Source organism: Geodermatophilus sp. TF02-6 (genome assembly GCF_003319115.1).
In the GTDB taxonomy this organism is placed as follows: domain Bacteria; phylum Actinomycetota; class Actinomycetes; order Mycobacteriales; family Geodermatophilaceae; genus Geodermatophilus.
In genome coordinates, this window is the sequence record NZ_QOHF01000021.1 from 58,427 (window position 1) to 85,256 (window position 26,830).

The following is a 26,830-nucleotide window of genomic DNA, read 5'->3' on the forward strand; positions in this document are numbered from 1 at the left end:
CACGCCCGTGGGTCGCCTCTTCGGGACCGACGGCGTCCGGGGTCGGGCCAACGCCGACCTCACGCCGGAGTTGGCCCTCTCGGTGGCACGTGCCGCCGCTGGCGTGCTCGCCGACCGCGGCGGGACCTCCCGTCCCGTCGCGGTCGTCGGCCGTGACCCCCGCGCCAGCGGGGAGATGCTCGAGGCCGCCGTGGTGGCCGGCCTGGCCAGCGCCGGTGCGCAGGTGCTGCGGGCCGGGGTGCTGCCCACCCCGGCGATCGCGCACCTGACCGCGCACACCGGCGCGGACCTGGGCGTGATGATCTCCGCCAGCCACAACCCGATGCCCGACAACGGCATCAAGCTGTTCAGCCGCGGCGGCCACAAGCTGCCCGACGCCGTCGAGGCCGCCATCGAGCAGGCCGTGGCCGCCGGCGACTCCGCCGGACCGCGACCGACCGGCGCCGACATCGGCCGGGTCCGCGACCTGCCCGACGCCATCGGCACCTACGTCGAGCACCTGCTCTCGACCGTCACCCGGCCGCTGACCGGGCTCACCCTCGTCGTCGACTGCGCCCACGGCGCCGCCGCGGTCTGTGCGCCTGAGGTGTACCGGCGGGCCGGCGCCACCGTCCACGTCATCGGCGGCGAGCCCGACGGCTGGAACACCAACGACGGCGTCGGCTCGACCCACCTGCGCCCGCTCGTCGAGGCGGTGCGCGGCTGCGGCGCCGACCTGGGCATCGCGCACGACGGCGACGCCGACCGCTGCCTGGCCGTCACCGCCGCCGGCGAGCCGGTCGACGGCGACGCGATCCTCGCCGTCTGCGCGCTGGCGCTGCACGAGCGCGGCGGGCTGGCCGGCGACACCGTCGTCGCGACGGTGATGAGCAACCTCGGCTTCCACCACACGATGCGCGAGGCCGGCATCGGCGTGCACACCACCGCCGTCGGTGACCGCTACGTGCTGGAGGCGCTGCGCGCCCGGGGCCTGAGCCTGGGCGGCGAGCAGAGCGGCCACCTCGTCTTCCTCGACCACGCCACCACCGGCGACGGCTTGCTCACCGGCCTGGCGCTGCTGTCCCGGATGGCGGAGACCGGCAGGTCCCTGGCCGAGCTGGCCTCCGTGGTGCGCCGGCTGCCGCAGATCCTGGTCAACGTGCCGGTGCACGACCGGCTGGCGGTCGTGGAGAGCGACGAGGTGGCCGCGGCGGTCAACGCCTGCCAGGCCGAGCTGGGCGAGGACGGCCGGGTGCTGCTTCGTCCCTCGGGCACCGAGCAGCTGGTGCGGGTCATGGTCGAGGCGCCCACCCAGCAGCAGGCCGACACCATCGCCACCCGGCTGGCCGACGTCGTCGCCTCCTGCGGCTGAGGTCCGAACCGGGGCGGGTGGCGAGCCTCTCCTCCCGATGGGCGAGGGAGCGGACCGTCCCCGCAGGTACCCTCGAGCGAATGTGCGGCATCGTGGGATACGTCGGTCCGCAGGACGCCCTGGACGTCGTCCTGGAGGGTCTGCGCCGGCTGGAGTACCGGGGGTACGACTCGGCGGGGGTCGCCGTCCTCGCTGACGGGATCCTGGCCACGGCGAAGAAGGCGGGGAAGCTGGCGAACCTGGAGAAGGTCCTCGCCGAGCACTCCCTGCCCGAGGGGACGACCGGCATCGGGCACACCCGCTGGGCCACCCACGGGGGCCCCACCGACCGCAACGCCCACCCCCACCTGTCGGCCGACGGCCGGGTGGCGGTGGTCCACAACGGGATCATCGAGAACTTCGCCGTGCTGCGCGCCGAGTGCGAGGCGGCCGGCGTCGAGTTCACCTCCGAGACCGACACCGAGGTGGCGGCGCACCTGCTCGCGGCGGCGTACGCCGAGACGCCGCAGGGCCCCGGCCGGCTGGCCGAGGCGATGCGCCGGGTCAGCCGCCGGCTGGAGGGCGCCTTCACCCTGGTCGCCTCGCACGCCGACGAGCCGGACACCCTCGTCGCCTCCCGCCGCAACAGCCCGCTGGTGGTCGGCGTCGGCGACGGTGAGTACTTCCTCGGCTCGGACGTCGCCGCGTTCATCGCGCACACCCGCGACGCGCTGGAGCTCGGGCAGGACCAGGTCGTGGAGATCGACTGCGAGCGCGGGGTCACCGTCACCGACCTCGCCGGCAACCGGGTCGAGCCCACCGCCTACACCGTCGACTGGGACGCCGCGGCCGCCGAGAAGGGCGGCCACGACTGGTTCATGCTCAAGGAGATCGCCGAGCAGCCGCAGGCGGTCGCCGACACCCTGCTGGGCCGGCTCGGCGAGGACGGCGGGCTGGTGCTGGACGAGGTGCGGCTGTCCGACCAAGACCTGCGCGACATCGACAAGGTCTTCGTCGTCTCCTGCGGCACCTCCTACCACGCGGGGCTGATCGCCAAGTACGCCATCGAGCACTGGACCCGCATCCCGGTCGAGGTCGAGGTGGCCAGCGAGTTCCGCTACCGCGACCCGGTGCTCGACCGCTCCACGCTGGTGGTGGTGATCAGCCAGTCCGGCGAGACGATGGACACGTTGATGGCGCTGCGCCACGCCAAGGACCAGAAGGCCCGCGTGCTGGCGATCTGCAACGTCAACGGCTCGACCATCCCGCGCGAGTCCGACGCGGTCCTCTACACCCACGCCGGGCCCGAGGTCGCCGTCGCCTCGACCAAGAGCTTCCTGGCCCAGATCGTGGCCTGCTACCTGGTCGGGCTCTTCCTCGCCCAGGTGCGCGGCATCAAGTACGCCGACGAGGTCGCCGCGATCGTCGCGGACCTGCGCCGGCTGCCGGACGCCGTCCGCGAGGTGCTGGACCGGATGGAGCCGGTCCGGGAGCTGGGCCGCTCGCTGGCCGACGCGGACACGATCCTGTTCCTCGGCCGGCACGTGGCCTTCCCGGTCGCGCTCGAGGGCGCGCTCAAGCTCAAGGAGCTGGCCTACATCCACGCCGAGGGCTTCGCCGCGGGCGAGCTCAAGCACGGCCCGATCGCGCTGATCGACCAGGGCACGCCGGTGGTCGTCGTCGTCCCCTCGCCGCGCGCGCGGGAGTCGGTGCACGGCAAGGTGGTCTCCAACATCCAGGAGGTCCGGGCCCGCGGCGCGCGCACGATCGTCATCGCCGAGGAGGGCGACGAGGACGTCGTCCCGTTCGCCGACCACGTCGTCCGCGTGCCGCGCACGCCGACGCTGATGGCGCCGATCGTGACGGCCGTGCCGCTGCAGGTGCTCGCCTGCGCGATCGCCGACACCCGCGGCTACGACGTCGACCAGCCCCGCAACCTGGCCAAGTCGGTCACCGTCGAGTAGAAGGGCTCTTCTGCCCCCCCGCAGAAGGACCCCGTCCTCCTCACCCCTCGCACGCTCGGGGTGAGCCTCGGAACGGGGCCTGCGGCGGGGCCCTGCAGAGGGGCCGTTCCAGCACGTCACGATGATCAGCTGAGCTGGTCATCGTGACGTCCTGGCTCACGGTCGGCGGTGAGCCAGGAAGCACGAACGTGAGCCAGGACGGCGGTCGCCGCCTGATCGCACCGGTGGTCAGGCGGCGTCGTCGACGGCGGACCCGGGCTCCGGCGTGCGGACGACGGTGAACCGCCGGGGGCCGAGCAGCCCGGTGGCGAGCATGGACCTCGTCCGGGCGGCGAGCTCGCCCAGGCGAGGGAGCGACAGGTCCTCCTGAGCCACCCGGATGAAGCGGACCCCGAGCTCCCGGACGGCGTCCTCGCGTCGCTTCTCCTCCCAGAGGACCCGTCCGGGATCACGACCACCGTGCGGGTCGAGGTACTTCACCTGCCCGTCGAACTCCACCGCGACAGCGGCGTCGTCGAACCAGGCGTCGACCCGCGCCAGGAAGCCCCGGGAACCGTGCAGCTCCACCTGCAGTTCCGGCCGCGGGAGCCCGGCCGCCAGCAGGGCGAGGCGGCCCCGCGTCTCCAGCGGGGACTCCGCGCGACCGTCCGCGAGGTGCACGGCACGACCCGCCGCACCGATGCCGACCCAGTGAGAAGCCGCCAGCACGGCCGAGTGGAGAGCCGCCCGGCTGACGCGCAGGTTCTGCAGTGCGGCGTCCACGGCGACGACGGAGTCGACGAGCTCCCACTCGCGTGCACAGTCGATCAGCGTTCGCGCCGGCGTCGTCACCCCGAAGCCGAGGACCGCCCGCAGATCCGCGGGCGGGAGCGCAGCGCGAGCGACCCGGTATCCGCGGCCGCACCGCCACTGCACCTCGTCGGTGAGGCGCACGTCGCCGTCCACACCGCGTGGCACCTCGAAGCGGTGCACACGCGCCGCTGAGGAGTGACTGATCGCCGGACCCGGCCCGAGGGAGACCAGGACCGCCACGCAGTCGACGAGGTGGCGCAGACGGGCGTCGCCCCGTGTGTCGGCGAACTCGTGTGCGCGCATGTAGACGCCTCGTCGGAGGCGGTGCCAGCGGGCCGCCTTCAGCGCGGCGCGGATCTCGTCGGGACGGTAACCGGCAGCGACAGCCTCGCGACCGGTGAAGATGCCCAGTCGCCTCCCGGCGATCCGCTCGAGGTCAGGGTGCACCTGTGCAGTCTTCGGCCGTCGATCGGCCGCTGCGCCCTGCGTCGCCGCATCTGTGGACAACGGCGCTCGTCCCCAGGGCCGTCCTGACCCGTCGTGCTTCCTGGCTCACCGTCGTGCCTCCTGGGTCACTGTCCACCGTGAGCCCGGAGGTCCGATGACCAGCCCAGCTGGTCATCCGACCTGCCAGGTCGCCGTCGACGGGGAGCCGGGACGCTGCGGGCAGGGCAGACTGGCGGGGTGATCATCGGGGTCGGGATCGACGTGGTGCCCGTGGACCGCTTCGCCGAGTCGCTGACCCGCTCCCCCGGCCTGCGCGACCGGCTGTTCACCCCCGCCGAGCAGCGCACGCCGTCGGGGACGCCGCGCACCGGCGAGTCCCTGGCCGCCCGCTTCGCCGCCAAGGAGGCCGTCGCCAAGGCCCTCGGGTCCCCGGGCGACCTGCAGTGGCACGACGCCGAGGTGGCCGTCGGGGAGCACGGCCGGCCGCACCTGGAGATCCGGGGCACGGTCGCCGGGCGGGCCGCGCGGCTGGGGGTCACCTCGTGGCACGTCTCGCTGAGCCACGACGGCGGGATCGCCTCGGCCGTCGTCGTCGCCGAGGGGTTCGTGCGGGGGGGCGAGTCGTGATCGGGCTGTACACGGCCGACGAGGTGCGCGCCGCGGAGGCGCCGCTGCTGGCCGCCACCCGCGAGGGCACGCTCATGCAGCGGGCCGCCACCGGCCTGGCCACCGTCTGCCTGCGGCTGCTCGGCCGCGCGTACGGCGTGCGGGTCACCGCGCTGGTCGGCGCGGGCAACAACGGCGGCGACGCGCTGTTCGCCGGCGCGTTCCTCGCCCGCCGAGGGGCGCGCGTGACCGCCGTCCTGCTCGACCCCGAGCGGGTGCACGCCGCCGGCCTGGCCGCGCTGCGGGCGGCCGGCGGGCGCGGAGCCCCCCCGGGTGGGGCGGACGGGCTCGACCGCGCCGACCTCGTCCTCGACGGGATCGTCGGCATCGGCGGCGCCGGGGGCCTGCGCCCGCCGGCCGCTGCGCTGGTCGAGCGGGCGGCCGCCGGGCCCGGGCTCATGGTCGCCGTCGACGTCCCGAGCGGGGTCGACGCGAGCACCGGCGCGGTCGCCGGTGCGGCCTTCCCCGCCCAGCACACCGTCACGTTCGGCGTGGTGAAGGCCGGGCTCGTCGTGGGGGCGGGCCGCGGGTACACCGGCGTCGTCCACCTGGTCGACATCGGGTTGGACCCGCCGGCCCCGTCGGCGCACCAGCTGACCGACGCCGACGCCGCGGCCCGGATCCGCCCGCCGGCCAGCGGCGACGACAAGTACTCCCAGGGCGTCGTGGGGATCGTGGCCGGCTCGTCGACCTACCCGGGCGCCGCCGTCCTGTGCACGGGGGCGGCGCTGCGCACCCGGCCGGGGCTGGTCCGCTACGCCGGGACGGCGGCCGCGGGGGTGCGGGCCGCCTGGCCGGAGACGATCGTCACCGAGGGCCGGCCGGGGGACGCCGGGCGGGTGCAGGCCTGGGTCGTCGGGCCGGGCATGGGCACGGACGACGACGCCCGCAGCGTGCTCACCGAGGTGCTGGCCACCGACCTGCCGGTGCTGGTGGACGCCGACGCGCTGACGATGACGGCGCAGGAGCAGGCCCTGGTCCGCGGGCGGGGTGCACCGACGGTCCTGACCCCGCACGACCGCGAGTTCGCCCGGTTCGGCAGGGAGGTCGGGGACGACCGGATCGGCGCGGCCCGCGGGCTGGCCGCCGACCTGGGCGTCGTCGTCCTGCTCAAGGGCGACGCCACCGTGGTCGCCGCGCCCGACGGCACCGCCTACGTCAACGGCACCGGCACGCCGTGGCTGGCCACCGCGGGCACCGGCGACGTCCTGTCCGGCATCGGCGGGGCGCTGCTGGCGACCGGCCTGCCGGCGGTCGAGGCGGTCGCGGTGGCCGCGCACGTGCACGGCCGGGCCGGGCAGCTGGCCGCCGCCTCCGGGCCGCTGATCGCCGGTGACCTGGTCCGCCGGCTGCCGGAGACGCTGGCCCGCCTGCACGGGGCGCCCGCCGGTCGCCTGGGAGACTGGGGGGCGTGACCGACGCAGCCCGCGCCGAGGTGGTCGTCGACCTCGACGCCATCGCCGCGAACACCGCGGTGCTGCGCGAGCGGGTCGGCCGGCCGCTGATGGCGGTGGTCAAGGCCGACGGCTACGGGCACGGCATGGTGCCGGCCGCCCGCGCGGCGCTGGCCGGGGGAGCGGATGCGCTGGGCGTCGCCGTCCTGGAGGAGGCGCTGGCGCTGCGCAGGGCCGGCGTCACCGCCCCGGTGCTGGCCTGGCTGCACACGCCGGGCGCCGACTACGCCGCCGCGCTCACCGCGGAGGTGGAGGTGTCGGTCAACGCCGAGTGGGCGCTGGCCGAGGTGGTCGCTGCCGTCCGCACCGGCGGTCGCCCGGCCCGGGTCCACCTGTTCGCCGACACCGGCCTCTCCCGCGAGGGCGCCACGGAGGCCGAGTGGCCCGGCCTGGTCGCCGCCGCCGCGCGGGCCCAGGCCGATGGCGACGTCGCGGTCGTCGGGCTGTGGAGCCACATGGCCTACGCCGACGCCCCGACCCACCCCACGATCGGCGCGCAGGTGCGGGTGTTCGAGGAGGCCGTCGGGATCGCCCGGGCGGCGGGGCTGACCGACGCCCGGCTGCACCTGGCCAACTCCGCGGCGACGGTCGCGCTGCCGCGCACCTGGTACGACATGGTCCGCCCGGGAATCGCCGTGTACGGCCTGGACCCGCTGGGCGGGGACCCCGCCGCCCACGGGCTGCGGCCGGCGATGACGGTGCGGGCTCCGGCCGCGCTGACCAAGCGGGTGCCAGCCGGCGTGGGCGTCTCCTACGGGCACACGTACTTCCCCGAGCGCGAGACCACCCTCGTCCTGGTGCCCGTCGGCTACGCCGACGGCGTGCCCCGGGCGGCGGGCAACCGGGCGCCGGTGCTCGCCGCCGGCGCGCAGCGGACCATCGCCGGCCGGGTGTGCATGGACCAGTTCGTGGTCGATGTCGGCGACGCCGAGGCGCGCCCCGGCGACGAGGTCGTGCTCTGGGGGCCGGGGGACCGCGGGGAGCCGACCGCGCAGCAGTGGGCCGACGCGGTCGACACCATCCACTACGAGCTGGTCACCCGGGTCGGTGGCCGGTTCGCCCGCCGGTACGTCGGCTCGGCGGGGGCGGTGTGACGGCGGCGCGGAGGCCTCCCCGGCGCCTCGCGCACCCGCACCGCCGGGCCGGGGTCGTCGGCGCGGTGCTCGGCCTGGCCGTGGCGGGCGCCGCGGTCGGGGTCGGCGTCAGCCGGGCGGCGGCCCGCCGGGTCGGCGCCGAGCGGCTGGGGTCGGCGGCCGGGCTGGCGCCGGGCGCCTCGGACGCCGAGCTGCGCGAGGACGACCCGCTCGGCCCGGCGTCGCGGCGGGCCGATCGCACGGCGCTGGTGCCGGCCGACGACGGCGTGCTGCTGGCCGTGGAGGAGGTCGGGCCGCCCGACGCCCCGCTGACGGTGGTCTTCGTGCACGGCTACTGCCTGTCGATGGCGTCGTGGACCTTCCAGCGGCGGGCGCTCGGCGCGGCGCTGGCCACCGCCAACGGCTCGCGTCCCACGGCGCGGCTGGTGTTCTACGACCAGCGCGGGCACGGCGCCTCGGGGCGCGGGACGGTCGAGCACGCCACCATGGAGCAGCTGGGCCGCGACCTGGACGCCGTCCTGCGGGCGCGGGTGCCGCACGGCCCGGTGGTGCTGGTCGGGCACTCGATGGGCGGGATGACGGTCATGGCCCTGGCCGAGCTGCGCCCGGAGCTGTTCGGCACGAAGGTGGTCGGCGCGGCCCTGCTCTCCACCTCCAGCGGCAACCTCGCCGAGCTCGACTTCGGCATGCCCGAGCTGCTCACCCGGGTGCGCGCCGCGCTGCTGCCGGTGGCGGCGTTCACCATGCGCCGCCGTCCGGCCCTGGCCGAGCGCACCCGCCGGCTGGCCCGCGACCTCGTCTCCCACCTGACCTGGTCGCTGTCGTTCGCCTCGGCCGACGTCGACCCCGCCCTCGGCCGCTACGTCGACGCCATGATCGCCGGCACCCCGGTCGAGGTGATCGCCGCCTTCTACCCGGCGCTGGCCGGCCTGGACGAGACCGGGGCGCTGGCGCCGCTGCGCGCCGTCCCCACGCTGGTGCTCACCGGCGCCGAGGACGCGCTCATCCCCAAGGAGCACAGCGACGCGATCGTGGAGGGTCTGCCGGGAGCCGAGTACGTCGTCGTCCCGGACGCCGGCCACATGGTGCTGCTGGAGAAGCCCGAGGAGGTGACCGCGGCGCTGTCCGCGCTGATCCGGCGGGTGGCCGCCGAGCTGCCCACCGGCGCCGGCCGCTGACCCCGGCCGACCGGGCCGTAGGGTGCGCTGGTGGCCGTCCCCCGCCCACCCTTCCTCGACGCCGCCGCCGAGGAGGTCGCCCGGATCGCGGCGGCCGCCCCGGACTGGGCCGCGCTCGCGGCCGCCGCCCGCCCCTGCGTGGCCTGCCCCGAGCTGGCCGCCTCCCGGCAGCAGGTGGTGGTCGGCGACGTCCCCGCGCCCGGCCGCGCACGGTTCGCGCTGGTGGGCGAGGCCCCGGGCGCCACCGAGGACGCGACCGGCCGGCCGTTCGTGGGCCGGTCCGGGGCGCTGCTCGACCAGCTGCTCGCCGAGGCCGGGCTGGACCGGGCGCAGGCCGCCGTCCTCAACGTGGTGAAGTGCCGCCCGCCGGGCAACCGGACGCCGAAGACGCCGGAGGTGGCCCGCTGCAGCGGCTGGCTGCGCCGCCAGCTCGAGCTGCTCGACCCCCCGGTGGTGGTCGCGCTGGGGCTCTCCAGCGCCACGTGGTTCCTGGGGCCGCGCACCGTGCTGGCGCAGGCCCGTGGCCGGGCGCACGAGGTCGACGGCCGCGCGGTGTGGGTCACCTACCACCCGTCGGCGGCGATCCGCTTCGGGCCGAACGGAGCCCCGCGGGCCGGGCTGCTGGCCGACCTGACCGCGGTCGCTGCGAGCCTGGCGTGAGGCGGGAGCACGCGCTGCCCACGTCGGAGGACACCCGGGCGCTCGGTGCGGCGCTGGCCGAGGTGGTGCGCGCCGGGGACCTGCTCGTGCTGGTCGGTCCGCTGGGCGCGGGCAAGACCGCGCTGACCCAGGGTCTCGGGCAGGCGCTGGGCGTGACCGAGCCGGTCACCTCGCCGACGTTCGTCATCGCCCGCGTACACCTCGGCGGCCGGCTGCCGCTGGTGCACGTCGACGCCTACCGGCTCGGCGGCGTCGCCGACGTCGACGACCTGGACCTGGACGCCTCGACCGAGGAGTCGGTCACCGTGGTCGAGTGGGGGCAGGGGCTGGTCGAGCAGCTCGTCGACGAACACCTCGAGGTGCGGCTGGACCGCCGCGACGACGACGTCCGGACGGCGCTGCTCGTGCCGCACGGCCCCGGCTGGGAGCGGCGCCTGGCCGACGCCCCGTGACGAGGCGGCACCACGCCGGCGCCCCCGAGCTCGGCGTGCGGGCGGTCCACGAGCAGGCAGGCGGCCGCGCGACCTGCGGCCCGGCGCGCACGACGAACCGCGCTGGGTGTCCGCTGCGGATCCCCTCCGACTCCGGCTGGCCCAGCCGGCCCGCTCGGGCCTGATCACCCGCACGGCCGGGACGGGAGTCCGGTGCCGCCGGGCGGGGGTCACCAGGTGGGCGTCGGTGACCCGGCGGTGCCCGGAGAGCGGCGGCACGTCGGCGTCGACGATCGAGACGTCGTCGGTCGGGAAGCAATGGCCCGGCACCTGGCGCGGAGCCGCGAGGACCTCGCGGGCGGCTGCCGTGGTGTTGCCGTGCCCACGCGTCGACCACGCCGCTGCTCGCTCAGCTGCCGCGGGTTTCCTCCGGACCGCGCCGGGCAGTGCTGCGGCTGTGGCTGGGTCGAGGACGTGGGGCCGGCAGTACCTGCACGGGCTGCGGACGGCGGCCTCCGGCAACGCTCTGAGCTTCGGCTTCTCCATCATGATCACGACCACGTTCGGGGTGGTCTCGTCGGCCTACGGGCAGCCCTCCCTGCCCGAGCTGTTCGGCTTCGCCCTCACTGCCGTCGCGGCGTTCTCGGTGCTCAACGTCCTGGTGGCGATGCTGCTGCGAGGGGACGAGGACTACGAGCCGCCCTCACGGGTGTTGCTCGTGGCCACCGCGACCGACTTCCTCGCGGTCGCCGCCGGCATCGGAGCGGCCGTCGGCGTCCGCTTCCTCGTCGCGGACACCGCGGCGTGGCTGCTGGCGCCGTGTTGCGCCGGCGTGGTGTACGTGCTGGTGCAGTCGGTCGAGCTCACCGTGGGGGAGCGCGAGGGCGGGTAGGCCGCCACCAGGCGGAGCGGCCGCGCGACGGCACTACCCTGGGCGGTCGTGCTCGTCTTCGCCCTCGACACCGCCACGCCGACGCTGGTGGCCGGCCTGGCCCGGTGGACTCCGGACGGCGCGGTCGAGGTGCTCGCCGAGCGCGCGGTGCCCTCGGGCAACCGGCACGCCGAGCTGCTCTCCGGCGCGCTGACCGAGGCCCTCGGCGCGGCCGGGTGCGCGCTGGCCGACATCGACGCCGTCGTCACCGGGCTCGGTCCCGGGCCGTTCACCGGGCTGCGGGTCGGCGTGGTCACCGCCGCCGCCCTCGCCGACGCCCGCGGCCTGCCCGCCGTCGGCGTGTGCTCGCTGGACGCGATCGGCTCCGGCGCGCGCACGGTGGTCACCGATGCCCGACGCAGGGAGGTCTACTGGGCCGCCTACGCCGGCGACGGCACGCGCACCGCCGGACCGGGCGTCGTCCGCCCGGAGGAGCTCGCGGTCTCCGGTCCCGTGGTGGGCGACGCCCGGTTCGCCGAGCGGCTGGGTGCCGACGTCACCCCGGCCGGGGTGACGACGGCGGGGCTGCTGGGGGCCGCGGCGCCGCAGCTGACCGACCCGCCGTCCGCCGCGCCGCTCGTGCCGCTCTACCTGCGCCGCCCGGACGCCGTCCCGCCGACGTCGGTCAAGCCGGTGTCCCAGCCGTGACGGTCCGGCTGCGGCCGATGCGGCTGGTCGACCTCGACGCCGTCCTCGAGCTCGAGGAGCAGTTGTTCGCCCCGGACACCTGGTCCCGGGCGGTGTACCGCGACGAGCTGGCCCGCACCGACACCCGCCGCTACCTGGTGGCCGTCGACGCGGATGACGGGGACGGCGACCGGGTGGTCGGCTACGCCGGGCTGATCGCCTACGCCGACGAGGCGCACGTGGCCACCATCGGGGTGGCGCCCGACCGGCAGGGCGAGGGGATCGGGGCCGCGCTGCTCGACGCGCTGCTGGTCGAGGCCGACCGGCGCAGCCCGGTGGTGCTGCTGGAGGTCCGCGCCGACAACCAGATCGCCCAGGGGCTCTACCGGCGGCGGGGGTTCACCGAGATCGGCCGGCGGCCGCGCTACTACCAGCCCAGCGGCACCGACGCCGTCGTGATGAAGCGGGAGAAGCTGTGACCGAGCCGCTGGTCCTCGGGTTCGAGACCTCCTGCGACGAGACCGGCGTCGGGCTGGTGCGCGGGCGCACGCTGCTGTCCGACGCGTTGGCCACCTCGGTGGGCGAGCACGAGCGCTTCGGCGGGGTCGTCCCGGAGATCGCCTCGCGGGCGCACCTGGAGGCGATGGTCCCGACGGTGCACCGGGCGCTGGCCGAGGCGGGGGTGCGGGCCCGCGACGTCGACGCGATCGCGGTGACCGCCGGCCCGGGGCTCACCGGCGCGCTGCTGGTCGGGCTGGCCGCGGCCAAGGCCTACGCGCTCGCCCTGGACAAGCCGCTCTACGGGGTCAACCACCTGGCCGCGCACGTGGCGGTCGACGAGCTGCAGCACGGGGAGCTGGCCGAGCCGTCGATGGCGCTGCTGGTCTCCGGCGGGCACAGCTCTCTGCTGCTGGTACCCGACCTCGCCCGCGAGGTGCAGTCGCTGGGTCGGACGGTCGACGACGCGGCGGGGGAGGCCTTCGACAAGGTGGCCCGCGTGCTCGGCCTGCCCTTCCCCGGCGGCCCGCCCATCGACCGGGCGGCGCGCGAGGGCGACCCGGCGGCGATCGACTTCCCGCGCGGGCTCACCGGCCCCCGCGACGCCCCCTACGACTTCTCCTTCTCCGGCCTGAAGACCGCGGTTGCCCGCTGGGTCGAGGCCCGGCAGCGGGCGGGCGAGCCGGTACCGGTGGCCGACGTCGCGGCGTCCTTCCAAGAGGCGGTGGCCGACGTGCTGACGGCGAAGGCCGTGCGCGCCTGCCGCGACTCCGGCGTCGACCACCTGGTGCTCGGCGGCGGCGTCGCGGCCAACTCGCGGCTGCGCGCGCTGGCCGAGGAGCGCTGCGCCGCGGCCGGGATCGTGCTGCGGGTGCCCAGCCCGCGGCTGTGCACCGACAACGGCGCGATGGTGGCCGCGCTCGGCTCGCGGCTGGTGCGGGCGGGTGTGGCGCCGTCCGCCCCGGACCTCGGCGCGGACAGCTCCCTGCCCGTCGACGTCGTCACCCGCTGAGCCCCGAGGGGCCATCGTGGCCACGATGGCCGCGCGGGGAGAGGCCTGTAGAGCCACAACGGCCGTCAGGTGGTGTCGCAGACCAGGGCCGTGGGGGCGCCGGCGACCCGGGTGAGGACGACGACCGCCGACCCCGCACCTGGGCCGCGCAGCTGCCGGGCCAGCGCCTCCGGCTCGATCGCCGACCCGCGCTTCTTGACCACGACCCGGCCGACGCCGCGCGCCCGCAGCCGGGCCCTGAGCCTCCTCGCGTTGAACGGCAGCACCTGGTCGACCCGGTGGGAGGCCACCCAGGGGGAGTCGCCGCGGGCGTCGGAGGTGAGGTAGGCGATCGTCGGGTCGACCAGGGTGGCGCCCAGCTCGGCGGCCACCAGCGACACCAGGCCCGACCGGATCACCGCCGGGTCGGGCTCGTGCAGCCAGCCGCGCACCGGCCCGGACGGCGCGGGTCCGGGGTCGGCGTCCGCGGTCAGCTCCAGCACCGAGCCGCCGTGCACCAGGGACGCCCGGCGCCAGGTCTGCGATAGACCCCGCCCCCACAGCAGCGCCTCGACGATCGAGCCCCCGGCGGAGACCCACTCCGCCTCGACGCCCGGAGGTACCCGGCCGTGGTCCAGCCCGGGCGCCACCTTGACCACCGCGCGCGGCACCCGGTCCAGCAGGGCGGCCGCCGTCGACCAGGGCGGCGACCACCGGTCGGGGTCCAGCTGCCGCCGTCCGCCGGCCCGCCGGGCGGGGTCGAGGACGGCGGCGCCGCACCCGGCCACCGCGCCGTCGGCGGCCGCGGCCACCAGCTCGACGACGTCCCCCGCGACGACCTCCACCCGGTCGGCCAGCCCCAGCGCCGCGGCGTTGGCGACGGTCAGCTCGCGCGCCAGCGGGTCGCGGTCGACGGCGACGACCTGCGCGCCCGCCCGGGCCAGCGCGATGCTGTCGGTACCGGCGCCGCAGCCGAGGTCGGCCGTCGGTCCGCCGCTCCCCACCGCGCAGGCGCGGTCGGCCGCCGAGCCGGCGTCGCCGGACAGCAGCCGGACCGCCCGGCGGGTGGCCAGCGCGGGCCGGCCGGCCTGCTCGAGGGTGTCGGCGGTGAGGAGCAGGACGTCGGCGTCGGTGCCGAAGACCGGCCGGGCCCGGGCGCGCAGCCGGGCCAGCTCCCAGGCCGGCCCGGCGTGCTCGGCGCCGACCTCGGCGCGCAGCCGGGCGAGGCCGGCGAGCAGGTCGGTGCCGGCGGCGAGCAGACCGGCCGCGCGGTCGGTGGCCGCAGCCCCCTCGGGGGTGCGCAGCCAGCGCAGCTGGGCGAGCGCGACGTCGGAGGCCTGGTCGGGCACGCCGTCAGCGTGGCGCACCGGGCGGCCCGCGCACCGCTGACCCCCGGTTGAGAGGCTGGCACTCTCGTGGGTAGAGTGCCAATCGACACGGGCATCGGCGCCTGACCCCCGCGACGGCAGGCCCGGGCCCCGTGCCACAGCATCAGCAAGACACCACAGCCGTCCGACACCGAAGGGGGCGTCACGTCGTGACGACCGCTACCAAGGTCACCATCAAGCCGCTGGAGGACCGCGTCGTGGTCCAGGCTAACGAGGCCGAGACCACCACCGCCTCCGGCCTGGTCATCCCGGACACCGCCAAGGAGAAGCCGCAGGAGGGCACGGTCGTCGCCGTGGGCCCCGGCCGCGTCGACGACAACGGCAACCGCGTCCCGCTCGACGTCAACGTCGGCGACGTGGTCATCTACTCGAAGTACGGCGGCACCGAGGTCAAGTACTCCGGCGAGGAGTACCTGGTGCTCTCCGCCCGCGACCTGCTCGCCGTCGTGGAGAAGTAGAAGGACCCCGCTCCTCCCCCCCTCGCAGGCTCGGGGCGGGCCCCTGGACCGGGGCCGTTCCAGTGCCTGCGACGGGGCCGTCCCAGCACGTCACTCCCGACCGCCCCGGCGACCCGACCTCCGGGTCCCGGGGCGGTCGTCGTCCGACCCGTTCCCCGATCGGAAGGGCCCATGGCCAAGATCATCAAGTTCAACGAGGACGCCCGGCGCGCGCTGGAGCGCGGCGTGGACAAGCTCGCCGACGCGGTCAAGGTGACCCTCGGCCCGCGTGGGCGCAACGTCGTCCTCGACAAGAAGTTCGGCGCGCCGACGATCACCAACGACGGCGTGACCATCGCCCGCGAGGTCGAGCTCGACGACCCGTACGAGAACCTCGGCGCCCAGCTGGCCAAGAACGTCGCGACCAAGACCAACGACGTCGCCGGTGACGGCACCACCACCGCCACCGTGCTGGCCCAGGCGCTGGTGCGCGAGGGGATGCGCAACGTCGCCGCCGGCGCCGCCCCGCTGGCGCTCGGCGCGGGCATGCGCGCCGCCGCCGACGCGGTCGCCACCGCCCTCGACGAGGTCGCCATCCCGGTCTCCGACCAGCAGGCCATCGCCGGCGTCGCCACCATCTCCGCGCAGGACGCCGAGGTCGGCCAGCTGATCGGCCAGGCCATGGAGAAGGTCGGCAAGGACGGCGTCATCACCGTCGAGGAGAGCAACACCCTCTCCACCGACCTGGAGGTGACCGAGGGGGTCCAGTTCGACAAGGGCTACCTCTCGCCCTACTTCGTCACCGACCCCGAGGCCATGGAGGCCGTCCTCGACGACGCCCTCGTCCTGCTGGTGCAGGGCAAGGTCAGCGCCCTGGCCGACCTGCTGCCGCTGCTGGAGAAGGTGCTCTCGACCGGCGCCCGGCCGCTGCTGATCGTCGCCGAGGACGTCGAGGGCGAGGCGCTGTCCACCCTCGTCGTGAACTCCATCCGCAAGACGATCAAGGTCGTCGCGGTCAAGTCGCCGTACTTCGGCGACCGCCGCAAGGCGTTCATGACCGACCTCGCCGTCGTCACCGGCGGCCAGGTGGTCAGCGAGGACGTCGGCCTCACGCTCGACTCCGTCGGCCTGGAGGTGCTCGGCACCGCCCGCCGGGTCACCGTCGACAAGGACACCACCACGATCGTCGACGGCGGCGGTACGAAGCAGGCCATCGACGAGCGCGTGGCGCAGATCCGCCGCGAGATCGAGGCCACCGACTCCGACTGGGACCGCGAGAAGCTGCAGGAGCGGCTGGCCAAGCTCGCCGGCGGCATCGGCGTCATCCGCGTCGGCGCGGCCACCGAGGTCGAGCTCAAGGAGCGCAAGCACCGCATCGAGGACGCCATCGCCGCGACCAAGGCCGCGGTGGAGGAGGGCGTCGTCCCCGGTGGTGGCTCGGCGCTGGTGCACGCGGCCGCCGCGATCGACTCGCTGGACCTCTCCGGCGACGAGCTGACCGGTGCCCGCGTCGTCCGACGTGCGCTGGACGCCCCGCTGGCCCGCATCGCGGGCAACGCCGGCTTCGAGGGCCCGGTCGTGGTGGCCAGGGTCCGCGACGCCGGCGTCGGCCAGGGCTTCAACGCCGCGACCGGCGAGTACGGCGACCTGGCCGCCCAGGGCGTCATCGACCCGGTCAAGGTCACCAAGGCCGCCCTCGCCAACGCCGTCTCGATCGCCGCGATGGTGCTGACCACCGACTCCGCCGTGGTCGAGGCGCCGGAGGAGGAGCAGGCCGGGGCCGGTCACCACACCCACGGCCACTCGCACGGCCACGGGCACGCCCACTGAGGTAGCCCCGCTCCATCCCCGCTCCATCGTGATCATCGGCGGGTGGTCGGACCCGACGGGGTGTCGGACCGCCACCCGCCGATGGTCGACGAGGACATCCCCTGAACGCCGAGGGCCGGTCCAGCAGCTGCTGGACCGGCCCTCGACGTCTGTGACCCGCCAGCCTCGCCCCAGCCCGCGAGGGGGGAGGAAGGCCCTTCAGACCCCCGCGGCGACGGCGGCGGGCTCCGCGGCGATCAGCCGGGCCCGCTCCTCCTCGCTCATGCCGCCCCAGACGCCGTACGGTTCGCGGACCGACAGCGCGTGCTTGAGGCAGGCGTCGATCACCGGGCACCGAGTGCAGACCGCCTTGGCAGCCGCCTGGCGACGGGCCCGGGCCGGGCCGCGCTCACCGTCGGGGTGGAAGAACAGCGCCGTGCTCTCGCCACGGCAGGCTCCGTGCAGCTGCCAGTCCCAGACCTCGGCGACGGGCGTGGGCAGGCGGCGGATGTCGGCCATTCGTCCTCCTCGGCTCGGTGCGAGCCGGAGGGGGCGGTCCGGCTGCACGGTGGCCGGTGCCCGACGCCTCCGCGGGTCAAACACACCGTGACCCCGCATTTTCGCGGCTGTCGCCTCCCCCCGCAGGGTGAGGGCGGCTGTCGTTCCCCAGCGCAGTCGATCAAGGTGGCTCCGGGTCGTGTCGAACACCGATGGAGGACAGCCGTCGGCGACGCCGGCACGGCCGCGGCGACGGCGTCCCCGGGCGGGGACGCCGTCCGAGCGACACCCGGCCGGGGCACCCCGGCGGTGGGGACCCGGCCAGCAGCGGCCGGGAGAGCGAGGAGCAGGCGTGATCGACGACAGGATGCGCGGCCCGGGCCACGGGACGACGATCGTGTGGGTCTACGACGAGCGCCGGCGGGTCCGCGACGACATCGCGGGCCGCCTGGTGGCGCTGCCGTTCGTCGGCCGGGTGGAGGTCGTCGGTGACGCCACGGCCCTCGTGGCCCGGCTGGCCACCCGGCTGCCCGACGTCCTGCTCATCGGCACCCAGCGCGCCGTCGACTCGGGGCTGACCGTCGCCACCCAGGTGTTGCGCGCCCACCCGAGGCTGCCCGTCCTGGTGCTCGGTGCCCCCGACGACGCCGAGACCGTCCGCGCGGCGGTCGCGGTCGGTGCCCGCGGCTACCTGCGCTGGGACGCGACCGCGCTGGAGATGGGCCTGGGCCTGTCGAAGGTCGGGCTGCGGGTCGACGGCCGCGGCCCGTCCCCGGTCCCGCACCAGCCGGTGCCGTTGTCCTCGGTCGGCGCCGCGGTCGGCGGGCCCTCCGGGACGGCGCCGGCCTGGAATGGCGCGACCCCGCTGGCCGGGGCCGCTCCGACGACGGTGCGCTCCACGGTCCGCGAGCCCGCCCCGGTCGCCCTGTCGATGCGCGAGATGCAGGTGCTCACCGGCATGAGCCAGGGCAAGAGCAACGCGCAGATCGGCCGGGAGCTCTACCTGTCCGAGGACACCATCAAGACCCACGCCCGCCGGCTGTTCCGCAAGCTCGGCGCCAAGGACCGCGCCGAGGCGGTGGCCACCGGCTTCCGCCGCGGCATGATGTCGTGACCCTGCGATCCTGCGGGTCGCACCGCGGCCCGGTTCCGTGCCCCCGGTGAACTGAGCGGTTCCCCGCCAGGCGTCCCGGGACTCTCCGGGCCCCACCTCGGCCCCGCTGCAGGGACCCGCCCTGGGCTTGCGAAGGGTGGGGGGCAGCGGGGTCCTTCTTCAGTCCTCCCGCGCGTGCCGGCCGGTGCGGCCGGACCCGCCGGGCTCCTCGCGCTCGGCCATCGCGGCGACCCCGTCGGCGTAGCCGCTGGCGTAGTCCCAGCTGACGTAGTCGTCCGGGTCGGGGTCGAACGGCGGCTCGTGCCGGCCGGTCTGCCCCTCATCGAGCAGCTGGCGCAGGTTGGCCTGCATCAGCGCCCAGTCGACGTGGTGCTCCTCGTCGCAGTCCGGGCAGTCGACCACGATGCCCTTGATGCCGGTCGGCTCCAGGAGCGTCCGGAACACCTCCAGCTCGGCGAGGTCGTCCAGGACGCCGGCCCGTTCCTCCATGGTCAGCGGCGGCGGACCTGGCTGGTCGGCGGGCCCGAAGTCGGGCCCGGGTGCGTCGTCCCATGAACTCACGGGCCCCACGGTAGTGGCCCGGTGGACATCACACAGGGGGCGGTTCGGCGCAGCCTACGATCGGGGATGGCTCCGCGCGCGCCCAGGGGGGTGCCGGCCGATCCGGAGGGTGGCGGCAACCGATGCAGCCCGATGCGTTCGTCCCCGAGCTGCCCGCGAAGTTCGCGCCGCTCGGCCTGACCTACGACGACGTCCTGCTCGTCCCCGGCGCGTCCGACGTCGTGCCGGCCGACGTGGACACCAGCAGCCGGCTCACCCGCGGCGTCCGGTTGGCCGTGCCCCTGGTCTCCAGCGCGATGGACACCGTCACCGAGGCCAGGATGGCGATCGCCATGGCGCGCGTCGGCGGCGTCGGCGTGCTGCACCGCAACCTCGCCGCCGAGGAGCAGGCCGGCCAGGTGGACCTGGTCAAGCGTTCCGAGGCCGGCATGGTGACCAACCCGGTCACCTGCTCGCCGGACAACACCCTCGCCGAGGTCGACGCGCTCTCGGCCCGCTACCGCATCTCCGGCGCGCCGGTGGTGGGCGCCGACGGCGTCCTGGTGGGCATCGTCACCAACCGCGACATGCGCTTCGAGACCGACCAGTCGGTGCTGGTCCGCGACGTCATGACGCCGATGCCGCTGGTCACCGCCCCGGTCGGGGTGGACGCCGACACCGCGCTCGCCCTGCTCCGCAGGAACAAGATCGAGAAGCTGCCGCTGGTCGACGACGGCGGCCGGCTGCGCGGCCTGATCACGGTCAAGGACTTCGTCAAGCGCGACCAGTACCCGAACGCCACCAAGGACGCCGACGGCCGGCTGGTGGTCGGTGCCGCGCTCGGGGTCGGCGAGGACGCCTACAAGCGGGCCGGGCTGCTGGTCGACGCGGGGGTGGACGTGCTGGTCGTCGACACCGCGCACGGCCACCAGCGCGCGGTGCTGGACATGGTGGCGCGGGTCAGGGCCGACTTCGGCGGGGACGGCGGCGTGCAGGTCGTCGGCGGCAACGTCGCCACCCGGGCCGGCGCCCAGGCGCTGGTCGAGGCCGGGGTGGACGCGGTCAAGGTCGGCGTCGGCCCGGGCTCGATCTGCACCACGCGGGTGGTCGCCGGCGTCGGCGTCCCGCAGATCACCGCCGTCTACGAGGCGGCCCTGGCGGCCCGGCCGGCCGGCGTCCCGGTGATCGCCGACGGCGGGCTGCAGTACTCCGGTGACATCGCCAAGGCCCTGGTCGCCGGCGCCGACACGGTGATGATCGGCGGGCTGTTCGCCGGCGTCGAGGAGGCGCCGGGCGAGCTGGTCTTCGTCAACGGCAAGCAGTACAAGACCTACCGCGGCATGGGCTCGCTGGGTGCGATGCAGAAGCGCGGTGCGGCGTCCTACAGCCGGGACCGCTACTTCGCCGACGACGTCCTCTCCGACGACAAGCTCGTCCCCGAGGGCATCGAGGGCCAGGTGCCCTACCGCGGCCCGCTCGCCGGCGTCGCCCACCAGCTCGTCGGCGGCCTGCGCGCGTCGATGGGGTACGCGGGTGCGCCGACCGTCGCCGACCTGCAGGAGCGCGGCCGGCTGACCCGGATCACCTCGGCCGGGCTGGTGGAGAGCCACCCGCACGACATCCAGATGACCACCGAAGCCCCCAACTACCGAGCGCGGTGAGCGGGATGCCCGCGCGCGACACCGTCGAGATCGGCCTCAACCGCTTCGCCCGCCGCGGCTACGACCTCGACGAGGTCTCCATCGTGCCGTCCCGCCGCACGCGGGACGTCGACGACGTCTCGACCGCCTGGCAGATCGACGCCTTCCGCTTCGACCTCCCGCTGGTGACCAGCCCCTCGGACGCCGTGGTCAGCCCGGCCACCGCGATCGCCGTCGGGCAGGCCGGCGGGTTGGCCGTGCTCAACGCCGAGGGCCTGTGGACCCGCTACGACGACCCGGTGCCGGTCTACCGCCGGCTGCGCGAGGCGGCGGGGGACGGCGCCCCGCCGGTGGCGCTGCTGCAGGAGGTCTACTGCGAGCCGGTCAAGCCGGACCTGATCACCGCGCGGGTCAAGGAGATCGGCGCCGCCGGGGTGACCACCGCGGTGCGGGTCTCCCCGCAGCACACCCCGCAGCTGGCGCCGGCCGTGCTCGCCGCCGGGGTCGACCTGCTGGTCATCCAGGGCACGATCGTCTCCGCCGAGCACGTCACCACCTCCGGCGACGCGCTCAACCTCAAGGAGTTCATCGCCGACCTCGACGTCCCGGTGATCGTCGGGGGTGCGGCGAACTACCAGACCGCGCTGCACCTCATGCGCACCGGCGCGGCCGGGGTGGTCGTCGGTGTGGGCGCCGACAGCTTCTCCACCAGCGACGCGGTCATGGGCATCCGGGTGCCGTTGGCCAGCGCGATCGCCGACGCCGCCGCCGCCCGCCGCGACTACCTCGACGAGACCGGCGGCCGCTACGTGCACGTCGTCGCCAACGGCCGGATCGAGACCAGCGGCGCGATCGCCCGCGCCCTGGCCTGCGGAGCCGACGCCGTCCAGATCGGGGAGCCGCTGCGCGCCGCGGCCGAGGCGCCCGGCGGCGGCATCTGGTGGGACTCGGTCGCCGCGCACCCGCGGCTGCCCCGCGGCGGCACCTCCGCGCCGGTCTCCCCGGCGGGCACCCTGCAGCAGGTGCTGCTCGGCCCGGCCGAGACCGCGGACGGGCGCACCAACCTCTTCGGCGCGCTGGCCCGCACGATGGCCAAGACCGGCTACCGCGACCTCAAGGAGTTCCAGCGGGTGGACCTGGTCGTCGGGGGAGAGAGCCCCGGGGGGCAGGGCCTCTGATGGAGTTCCCGACCGTCCTCGTCGTCGACTTCGGCGCGCAGTACGCCCAGCTGATCGCGCGGCGGATCCGGGAGGCCGGGGTCTACTCCGAGATCGTCCCCTCCGACGTCCCGGCCGAGGAGGTCCTCGCCCGCAAGCCCGCGGCGATCGTCCTCTCCGGCGGGCCGTCGAGCGTGTACGCGCCCGGCGCGCCGCAGGTCGACCCGGCCCTGGTCGAGGCCGGGGTGCCGGCGTTCGGCATCTGCTACGGGTTCCAGGCGATGGCCGCCTCGCTCGGCGGCACGGTGGCGCGCACCGGTGACCGCGAGTACGGCGGCACGCCGCTGACGGTCACCACGCAGGGCCGGCTGTTCGGTGAGCTGCCGGTCGAGCAGTCGGTGTGGATGAGCCACGGGGACGCCGTCAGCGCCGCCCCGCCCGGGTTCGCCGTCACCGCGACGTCCACCGGGGCGCCGGTCGCCGCGTTCGAGGACGTCGACCGCAAGCTCGCCGGCGTCCAGTTCCACCCCGAGGTGCGGCACACCGCGCACGGGCAGACGGTGCTCGAGCACTTCCTGTTCGACATCGCCGGCCTGGAGCCGACCTGGACGATGGCCAACGTCGTCGAGGAGCAGGTCGAGCGCATCCGCGTCCAGGTCGGCGACCGGCGGGCGCTGTGCGCGCTGTCCGGCGGGGTCGACTCCGCGGTCGCCGCCGCGCTCGTGCAGCGGGCCATCGGCGACCGGCTGACCTGCGTGTACGTCGACCACGGGCTGATGCGTGAGGGCGAGACCGAGCAGATCGAGCGGGACTTCGTCGCGGTCACCGGGGCCGACCTGCGGGTGGTCGACGCCCGCGAGCAGTTCCTCGCCGCGCTGGCCGGGGTCGGCGACCCGGAGCAGAAGCGCAGGATCATCGGCCGGGAGTTCATCCGGGTCTTCGAGCAGGCCGCCCTCGACGTCGTCCACGACGCGCAGGCGCACGGCGAGACCGTCGACTTCCTCGTGCAGGGGACGCTCTACCCCGACGTCGTCGAGTCCGGCGGCGGCACCGGGACGGCCAACATCAAGAGCCACCACAACGTCGGCGGGCTGCCCGAGGACCTCACCTTCACCCTGGTCGAGCCGCTGCGCACGCTGTTCAAGGACGAGGTGCGCGAGGTCGGCCTGCAGCTGGGCCTGCCCGAGTCGCTGGTGTGGCGCCAGCCGTTCCCGGGGCCCGGGCTGGGCATCCGCATCGTCGGCGAGGTCACCCGGGAGCGGCTCGACGTGCTGCGCAGGGCCGACGCGATCGCCCGCGCCGAGCTGACCGCCGCGAACCTGGACCGGGAGATCTGGCAGTGCCCGGTGGTGCTGCTGGCCGAGGTCCGCTCGGTCGGCGTCCAGGGCGACGGGCGCACCTACGGCCATCCGGTCGTGTTGCGGCCGGTGTCCAGCGAGGACGCGATGACCGCCGACTGGACCCGGCTGCCCTACGACGTCCTGGCCCGCATCTCCACCCGGATCACCAACGAGGTGCCCGAGGTCAACCGCGTCGTCCTCGACGTGACCAGCAAGCCGCCGGGCACCATCGAATGGGAATAAAAGTAGAAGGACCCCGTCCTCCTCATCCCTCGCAGGCTCGGGACGAGCCTCTGGACGGGGCCGGCGGCGGGACCCTGCAGGAGGGCCGCCGGGACGGGGCCGCGGCGTGGACGCCCTCGTCCGGCCGATGACCGACGCCGATCTCGACGCCGTCGTCGCCCTCGCGCTGGATGCGTGGACGCCGGTCTTCGCCAGCATGACGGCGGCGATGGGCGCCGCGGCCTTCCGCCTGGTCTACCCGGACTGGCGGTCGGCCCAGGCCACCGCGGTGGCCGAGGTCTGCCGCGCCCCCGGCAACGACGTGTGGGTCGCCGACCTCGACGGAGAGCCGGTCGGCTTCGTCGCCGTCCGGTGGACCGAGGAGGGCGCCACCCCGGTCGGCGAGGTCGAGATGATCGCCGTCGCCCCCGGCTCCCAGCGGTCCGGGATCGGGAGCCTGCTGCTGGACCGGGCCGTGGCCGAGATGACCGCTCGAGGTGTCCCGCTCGCCGTCATCGGGACCGGCGGCGACCCGGGGCATGCGCCGGCCCGTGCCCTGTACGAGCGGCACGGCTTCACCGGCCTGCCCCTGATGCGCTACTACCGCCCGCTGTGACGATCCGGACATGACCGCCGACGACGCCGAGCACGTCCGCCAGCGTCTGGCCATGGCCGGGATCTTCGCCCCCTCCGGTCCCCCTCGCCGCCGTCCGGATGCCGAGGAGGTCGCCGCGGCACGGGCTGCGGCCGGCCGGGAAACCCACCTCTCCGACCTCGTCTCCTCCGGCCGTTCTTGAGGGCCGGGCCGCGCCCTCGATCGGGCGACGCCCCGAGGTGACCTGGCGGCTCAGCCGAGAGATGTAGGACTGCTGGATGCTCGTGCCGATGCCGTCGTGTCGGTGCTCCGGCTCACGGGGACCCTGATCCGACACGGCCGAGGGCCCGGGGAGCGATGCGCTCCCCGGGCCCTCTGCTGCCGCCGGTCACCCTCGCCGACGGCGCGCCCGGCGCACCTCGGTGACCAGCAGGGCCACGCCCCCGCCGATCAGCAGCAGCCACAGCAGGCCGCCGTCGAGGAAGAGGTCGAACGGCAGGACCGCGCCGGCCATCACCGCGATCGCCAGGACGACGAACACCAGGCCCGGGACCAGGGCGGTGAGGTCGACGCCGCGGCGCTGGGCCGGCGGGGGAGCGGGGGCCTCGAGCGCCATCGGGGTGATGTCGCCGAAGGCGTGCTCCTGCCAGGCGGTCGGGGTGGTCGGGAACTCGCTGTAGTCAGCCACGGGACACCTCCACGTCGCCGATGCCGGCGTCGATGGTGAGCACGATCTCGGGGTTGCCGTCGCCGGTCCAGGCCGCGGTGCCGGCGCCGGGGGAGAAGCCGCCGTCGGAGTCGCCGCCGAGCACGTCGACGTTGCCGACGCCGCTGTCGACGGCGACGCGGACGTCGGCGGAGTCGGGCACCCGGACCTCGACGTTGCCGACGCCGCCGTCCACGCGCGTGGTGACCGGCCGGTCGAGGCCGGACACGTCGATGCCGGAGAGGTCCAGCGTCAGGTCGCCGACGCCCTGGTCGTACAGCGGCCGCACGTCCGCCGCGGTCGCCGGGCGGTAGGTGCGCTCGCCCACGTCCCCGTCCGGCCACGGGGCGGAGGCGGCCGCGACCAGCGCGAGGGAGAGGACGACGCCCAGCGCGACGAGGGCGCCCTTGGCCCGCCGTCCGCCGCCGAAGGCGGCGGCGACCAGGCCGAGGCCGACGACGAGCAGTGCGGTGCCGAGGAAGCCGACGGGGCCGACGTCCCAGCCGGTGAACCGGGTGATGAGGACCAGCAGGCCGACGACGATGAGCAGCCCGGCCAGCGTCAGGCCCGGCACCGGCGAGCGCGGCCCGGCCGGGCGGACGGCGCGCGGCTCGACCGCGGCGGTCCCGGCCCGGCTGCCCGGCGTGAAGAGCCACAGCAGCAGGTAGACGGGGACGCCCGGGCCGGCCAGGGCCAGGGCGACGAAACCGACCCGCCACAGCAGCGGGTCGATGCCGCTGTACTCGGCCAGGCCGCCGCAGACACCGCCGACGACCTTGTCGGTGCGGCTGCGCCGCAGCTGCGGGCGGACCGGCGGGTCGGCCCCGGGTGGGACGGGAGCCGGCGGGACCGGCGGGGGAGGCGTTGCGGAGGACATGGCACCGAGCGTGCGCGGGGCCGGACGCGCTGACCATCGGGGAACGCCCTGATCCGACCCTGCACCACGTTCCGGGGTGATCACCGGTGTCGGGGCGGGGGCGGTCGGTGCGACCATCGGTGCCGTGACGATCGGTGCGGTGACGACGGCCGTCGGCAGACCACCGCGCCCGCCGCTGGCGCGCCCGCGGTCCGGCCGGCTGGTGGCCGGCGTGGCGGCGGGGACGGCGGCCCACCTGCGGGCCGACCCGCTCGTCGTCCGGGTCGCCTTCGTCGTCCTGGCCACCACCGGGGTCGGTGTCGTGGCCTACGCGCTGCTGTGGTTCTTCATGCCGGTCGCCGACGTCGACGCCGTCCCCGTGGCGCCGGAGGCCGCGGAGGAGCCCAGCCGCCGGCAGACGCTGGGGCTGGGGCTGCTCGGCCTCGGGGCCCTGGCGCTGGTCACCAACCTGGGCACGTGGGGCAACAGCAGCCTGATCCTGCCGCTGCTGCTGGTCGGGGTGGGGCTGGCGGTCATCTGGCGGCAGCTGGACACCGACCGCCCGTTGACGCGCCCCGGGCTGCCCTGGGCCCTCGCCGGCGGCATCGCCCTGGGGACGGCCGGCGTGGTGCTGCTGCTCGCGACCACCGGGCAGCTGGCCAACGCGCGCAACGGCTTCGCGGCGACGCTGGTCATCCTGGTCGGCGTCGCGCTGGCCACCGCACCGCTGTGGCGCCGGCTGCTGGCCTCCCGCGAGGCCGAGCGCACCGCCCGCGTCCGCTCCGAGGAGCGGGCCGCGGTCGCCGCCCACCTGCACGACTCGGTGCTGCAGACCCTCGCGCTCATCCAGCGGCACGCCGACGACCCGACCGCGGTGTCCCGGCTGGCCCGCGGCCAGGAGCGCGAGCTGCGCACCTGGCTCTACGAGCCGGCCAAGCTCGCCGGCGGGGGCACGTGGGCGTCGCTGGTGTCCGGCATGGTCGCCGACGTCGAGGCCGACCACGCGTTGACGGTGGAGTCGGTCGTGGTCGGCGACGCCCCCGTGGACGACGCGATCACCGCCCTGGGCGCGGCCACCCGGGAGGCGCTGGTCAACGCGGCCAAGCACTCGGGGGCGACCTCGGCCGACCTGTACACCGAGGTGACGCCGCAGCGGGTCGCCGTCTTCGTCCGCGACCGCGGCGCCGGTTTCGACCCGTCGGCGGTGCCGGCCGACCGGCGCGGGCTGCGCGACTCGGTCACCGGCCGGCTGACCCGCCTGGGCGGGACGGCGACCGTCCGGTCCGCGCCGGGGGAGGGGACCGAGGTGGAGCTGTGCCTGCCGCGGCAGGAGGTGGCGGCGTGAGAAGCCCTGTGTCAAGCCGCCTGCCGTTGATCTTGGTTGAGGATGCGTTGCAGGGCGTTGTGTCGGGCGGGGTCGTAGGCTTCGCCGGCTTGCCAGCAGTGCCAGATCACGTAGAGCCAG

General features: G+C 75.7%; 27 protein-coding genes. 21 read left to right on the plus strand and 6 right to left on the minus strand.

All coding sequences use genetic code 11. The annotated features are described in order from the left end of the window. The first annotated feature begins 7 nt into the window (after positions 1-7). Together glmM and glmS are read left to right on the plus strand one after the other, a co-directional pair. Positions 8-1,351 carry a phosphoglucosamine mutase gene (glmM, locus tag DQ238_RS17770; RefSeq protein ID WP_113782579.1) on the plus strand — a complete coding sequence of 448 codons (1,344 nt, stop codon included), beginning with the start codon at positions 8-10 and terminating at the stop codon, positions 1,349-1,351. Between the two features lie 80 nt (positions 1,352-1,431). Next, the gene (gene glmS, locus DQ238_RS17775) at positions 1,432-3,294 is read left to right on the plus strand and encodes a glutamine--fructose-6-phosphate transaminase (isomerizing) (RefSeq protein WP_113782580.1); all 1,863 of its coding nucleotides are present in this window, start codon (positions 1,432-1,434) and stop codon (positions 3,292-3,294) included. Positions 3,295-3,522: 228 nt separating this feature from the next. Here glmS and DQ238_RS17780 read toward each other — a convergent pair whose 3' ends face one another. Continuing rightward, positions 3,523-4,533, minus strand: coding sequence for a hypothetical protein (locus tag DQ238_RS17780; RefSeq protein ID WP_233496062.1), 1,011 nt, complete (start codon positions 4,531-4,533; stop codon positions 3,523-3,525). A 237-nt stretch (positions 4,534-4,770) separates the two neighbouring features. Between DQ238_RS17780 and DQ238_RS17785 the strand changes: the two genes are divergently transcribed. From DQ238_RS17785 to tsaD, 10 genes are all read left to right on the plus strand, one after another. Next, on the plus strand, positions 4,771-5,160 hold the full coding sequence (locus tag DQ238_RS17785; RefSeq protein WP_113782581.1) for a holo-ACP synthase: 390 nt from the start codon (positions 4,771-4,773) through the stop codon (positions 5,158-5,160). Then, positions 5,157-6,614, plus strand: coding sequence for an NAD(P)H-hydrate dehydratase (locus DQ238_RS17790; RefSeq protein ID WP_113782582.1), 1,458 nt, complete (start codon positions 5,157-5,159; stop codon positions 6,612-6,614). Before DQ238_RS17785 ends, DQ238_RS17790 begins: the two co-directional genes overlap by 4 nt. Then, positions 6,611-7,747, plus strand: a complete 1,137-nt coding sequence (gene alr / locus DQ238_RS17795) for an alanine racemase (RefSeq protein ID WP_113782583.1) — start codon at positions 6,611-6,613, stop codon at positions 7,745-7,747. Before DQ238_RS17790 ends, alr begins: the two co-directional genes overlap by 4 nt. Continuing rightward, positions 7,744-8,925, plus strand: coding sequence for an alpha/beta fold hydrolase (locus DQ238_RS17800; RefSeq protein WP_113782584.1), 1,182 nt, complete (start codon positions 7,744-7,746; stop codon positions 8,923-8,925). Before alr ends, DQ238_RS17800 begins: the two co-directional genes overlap by 4 nt. A 30-nt stretch (positions 8,926-8,955) precedes the next feature. Next, a complete protein-coding gene (locus tag DQ238_RS17805) occupies positions 8,956-9,585 on the plus strand; it encodes a uracil-DNA glycosylase (RefSeq protein WP_233496063.1) in 630 nt (209 codons plus the stop codon). After that, positions 9,582-10,037, plus strand: coding sequence for a tRNA (adenosine(37)-N6)-threonylcarbamoyltransferase complex ATPase subunit type 1 TsaE (gene tsaE, locus DQ238_RS17810; RefSeq protein ID WP_113782586.1), 456 nt, complete (start codon positions 9,582-9,584; stop codon positions 10,035-10,037). The genes DQ238_RS17805 and tsaE overlap by 4 nt, the downstream gene beginning before the upstream one ends. Before the next feature lie 436 nt (positions 10,038-10,473). Further along, on the plus strand, positions 10,474-10,908 hold the full coding sequence (locus tag DQ238_RS17815) for a hypothetical protein (RefSeq protein WP_113782587.1): 435 nt from the start codon (positions 10,474-10,476) through the stop codon (positions 10,906-10,908). A gap of 48 nt (positions 10,909-10,956) precedes the next feature. Continuing rightward, positions 10,957-11,595: a tRNA (adenosine(37)-N6)-threonylcarbamoyltransferase complex dimerization subunit type 1 TsaB gene (gene tsaB, locus DQ238_RS17820; protein WP_113782588.1), complete on the plus strand. Its 639-nt coding sequence runs from the start codon at positions 10,957-10,959 to the stop codon at positions 11,593-11,595. Then, positions 11,592-12,053, plus strand: coding sequence for a ribosomal protein S18-alanine N-acetyltransferase (rimI, locus tag DQ238_RS17825; RefSeq protein ID WP_233496064.1), 462 nt, complete (start codon positions 11,592-11,594; stop codon positions 12,051-12,053). The genes tsaB and rimI overlap by 4 nt, the downstream gene beginning before the upstream one ends. Further along, positions 12,050-13,084, plus strand: a complete 1,035-nt coding sequence (gene tsaD / locus DQ238_RS17830) for a tRNA (adenosine(37)-N6)-threonylcarbamoyltransferase complex transferase subunit TsaD (protein ID WP_113782589.1) — start codon at positions 12,050-12,052, stop codon at positions 13,082-13,084. Before rimI ends, tsaD begins: the two co-directional genes overlap by 4 nt. A 65-nt stretch (positions 13,085-13,149) precedes the next feature. Here tsaD and DQ238_RS17835 read toward each other — a convergent pair whose 3' ends face one another. Further along, positions 13,150-14,412 (minus strand): methyltransferase domain-containing protein, encoded by a 1,263-nt coding sequence (locus DQ238_RS17835; protein ID WP_113782590.1) that lies wholly within the window; start codon positions 14,410-14,412, stop codon positions 13,150-13,152. A gap of 188 nt (positions 14,413-14,600) precedes the next feature. On the opposite strand from DQ238_RS17835, the gene groES reads away from it, so the two are divergent. Further along, positions 14,601-14,909, plus strand: coding sequence for a co-chaperone GroES (gene groES / locus DQ238_RS17840; RefSeq protein ID WP_113782591.1), 309 nt, complete (start codon positions 14,601-14,603; stop codon positions 14,907-14,909). A 171-nt stretch (positions 14,910-15,080) separates the two neighbouring features. Next, positions 15,081-16,718, plus strand: coding sequence for a chaperonin GroEL (gene groL / locus DQ238_RS17845; RefSeq protein ID WP_113782592.1), 1,638 nt, complete (start codon positions 15,081-15,083; stop codon positions 16,716-16,718). A 198-nt stretch (positions 16,719-16,916) separates the two neighbouring features. Here the strand turns inward: groL and DQ238_RS17850 are convergent, their stop codons facing one another. Then, complete coding sequence (locus DQ238_RS17850) at positions 16,917-17,216, minus strand: WhiB family transcriptional regulator (RefSeq protein ID WP_113782593.1); 300 nt, start codon at positions 17,214-17,216, stop codon at positions 16,917-16,919. Positions 17,217-17,547: 331 nt separating this feature from the next. Between DQ238_RS17850 and DQ238_RS17855 the strand changes: the two genes are divergently transcribed. Then, a complete protein-coding gene (locus tag DQ238_RS17855) occupies positions 17,548-18,309 on the plus strand; it encodes a response regulator transcription factor (protein ID WP_113782594.1) in 762 nt (253 codons plus the stop codon). Between the two features lie 159 nt (positions 18,310-18,468). Here DQ238_RS17855 and DQ238_RS17860 read toward each other — a convergent pair whose 3' ends face one another. Beyond that, positions 18,469-18,870: a DUF5319 family protein gene (locus DQ238_RS17860; RefSeq protein WP_113782595.1), complete on the minus strand. Its 402-nt coding sequence runs from the start codon at positions 18,868-18,870 to the stop codon at positions 18,469-18,471. Positions 18,871-18,992: 122 nt separating this feature from the next. On the opposite strand from DQ238_RS17860, the gene guaB reads away from it, so the two are divergent. The 5 genes from guaB (at position 18,993) to DQ238_RS22895 (ending at position 24,005) form a co-directional block, all read left to right on the plus strand. Continuing rightward, positions 18,993-20,510: an IMP dehydrogenase gene (guaB, locus tag DQ238_RS17865; protein WP_113782596.1), complete on the plus strand. Its 1,518-nt coding sequence runs from the start codon at positions 18,993-18,995 to the stop codon at positions 20,508-20,510. 5 nt (positions 20,511-20,515) lie between these two features. Beyond that, positions 20,516-21,667 (plus strand): GuaB3 family IMP dehydrogenase-related protein, encoded by a 1,152-nt coding sequence (locus DQ238_RS17870; RefSeq protein ID WP_113782613.1) that lies wholly within the window; start codon positions 20,516-20,518, stop codon positions 21,665-21,667. Further along, a complete protein-coding gene (gene guaA, locus DQ238_RS17875) occupies positions 21,667-23,229 on the plus strand; it encodes a glutamine-hydrolyzing GMP synthase (protein ID WP_113782597.1) in 1,563 nt (520 codons plus the stop codon). Before DQ238_RS17870 ends, guaA begins: the two co-directional genes overlap by 1 nt. A gap of 106 nt (positions 23,230-23,335) precedes the next feature. Next, positions 23,336-23,824, plus strand: coding sequence for a GNAT family N-acetyltransferase (locus DQ238_RS17880; protein WP_199506425.1), 489 nt, complete (start codon positions 23,336-23,338; stop codon positions 23,822-23,824). A gap of 10 nt (positions 23,825-23,834) precedes the next feature. Next, on the plus strand, positions 23,835-24,005 hold the full coding sequence (locus DQ238_RS22895; protein WP_158550828.1) for a hypothetical protein: 171 nt from the start codon (positions 23,835-23,837) through the stop codon (positions 24,003-24,005). A 186-nt stretch (positions 24,006-24,191) separates the two neighbouring features. On the opposite strand, the gene DQ238_RS17885 is transcribed toward DQ238_RS22895, so the two are convergent. Further along, positions 24,192-24,491 (minus strand): hypothetical protein, encoded by a 300-nt coding sequence (locus DQ238_RS17885; protein ID WP_113782598.1) that lies wholly within the window; start codon positions 24,489-24,491, stop codon positions 24,192-24,194. Continuing rightward, positions 24,484-25,386: a PspC domain-containing protein gene (locus tag DQ238_RS17890; protein WP_113782599.1), complete on the minus strand. Its 903-nt coding sequence runs from the start codon at positions 25,384-25,386 to the stop codon at positions 24,484-24,486. Before DQ238_RS17890 ends, DQ238_RS17885 begins: the two co-directional genes overlap by 8 nt. Before the next feature lie 124 nt (positions 25,387-25,510). Here DQ238_RS17890 and DQ238_RS17895 point away from each other — a divergent pair, with 124 nt between their 5' ends. After that, positions 25,511-26,710 carry an ATP-binding protein gene (locus DQ238_RS17895; RefSeq protein ID WP_233496065.1) on the plus strand — a complete coding sequence of 400 codons (1,200 nt, stop codon included), beginning with the start codon at positions 25,511-25,513 and terminating at the stop codon, positions 26,708-26,710. The last annotated feature ends 120 nt before the right edge of the window (positions 26,711-26,830 follow it).

Coding starts and splice junctions, on each gene's coding strand:
- groL (WP_113782592.1), top strand. CDS start 15,081: ATGGCCAAGATCATCAAGTTCAACGAGGACGCCCGGCGCGCGCTGGAG.
- DQ238_RS17870 (WP_113782613.1), top strand. CDS start 20,516: ATGCCCGCGCGCGACACCGTCGAGATCGGCCTCAACCGCTTCGCCCGC.
- DQ238_RS17850 (WP_113782593.1), bottom strand. CDS start 17,216: ATGGCCGACATCCGCCGCCTGCCCACGCCCGTCGCCGAGGTCTGGGAC.
- glmS (WP_113782580.1), top strand. CDS start 1,432: ATGTGCGGCATCGTGGGATACGTCGGTCCGCAGGACGCCCTGGACGTC.
- guaB (WP_113782596.1), top strand. CDS start 18,993: ATGCAGCCCGATGCGTTCGTCCCCGAGCTGCCCGCGAAGTTCGCGCCG.
- DQ238_RS22895 (WP_158550828.1), top strand. CDS start 23,835: ATGACCGCCGACGACGCCGAGCACGTCCGCCAGCGTCTGGCCATGGCC.
- DQ238_RS17890 (WP_113782599.1), bottom strand. CDS start 25,386: ATGTCCTCCGCAACGCCTCCCCCGCCGGTCCCGCCGGCTCCCGTCCCA.
- guaA (WP_113782597.1), top strand. CDS start 21,667: ATGGAGTTCCCGACCGTCCTCGTCGTCGACTTCGGCGCGCAGTACGCC.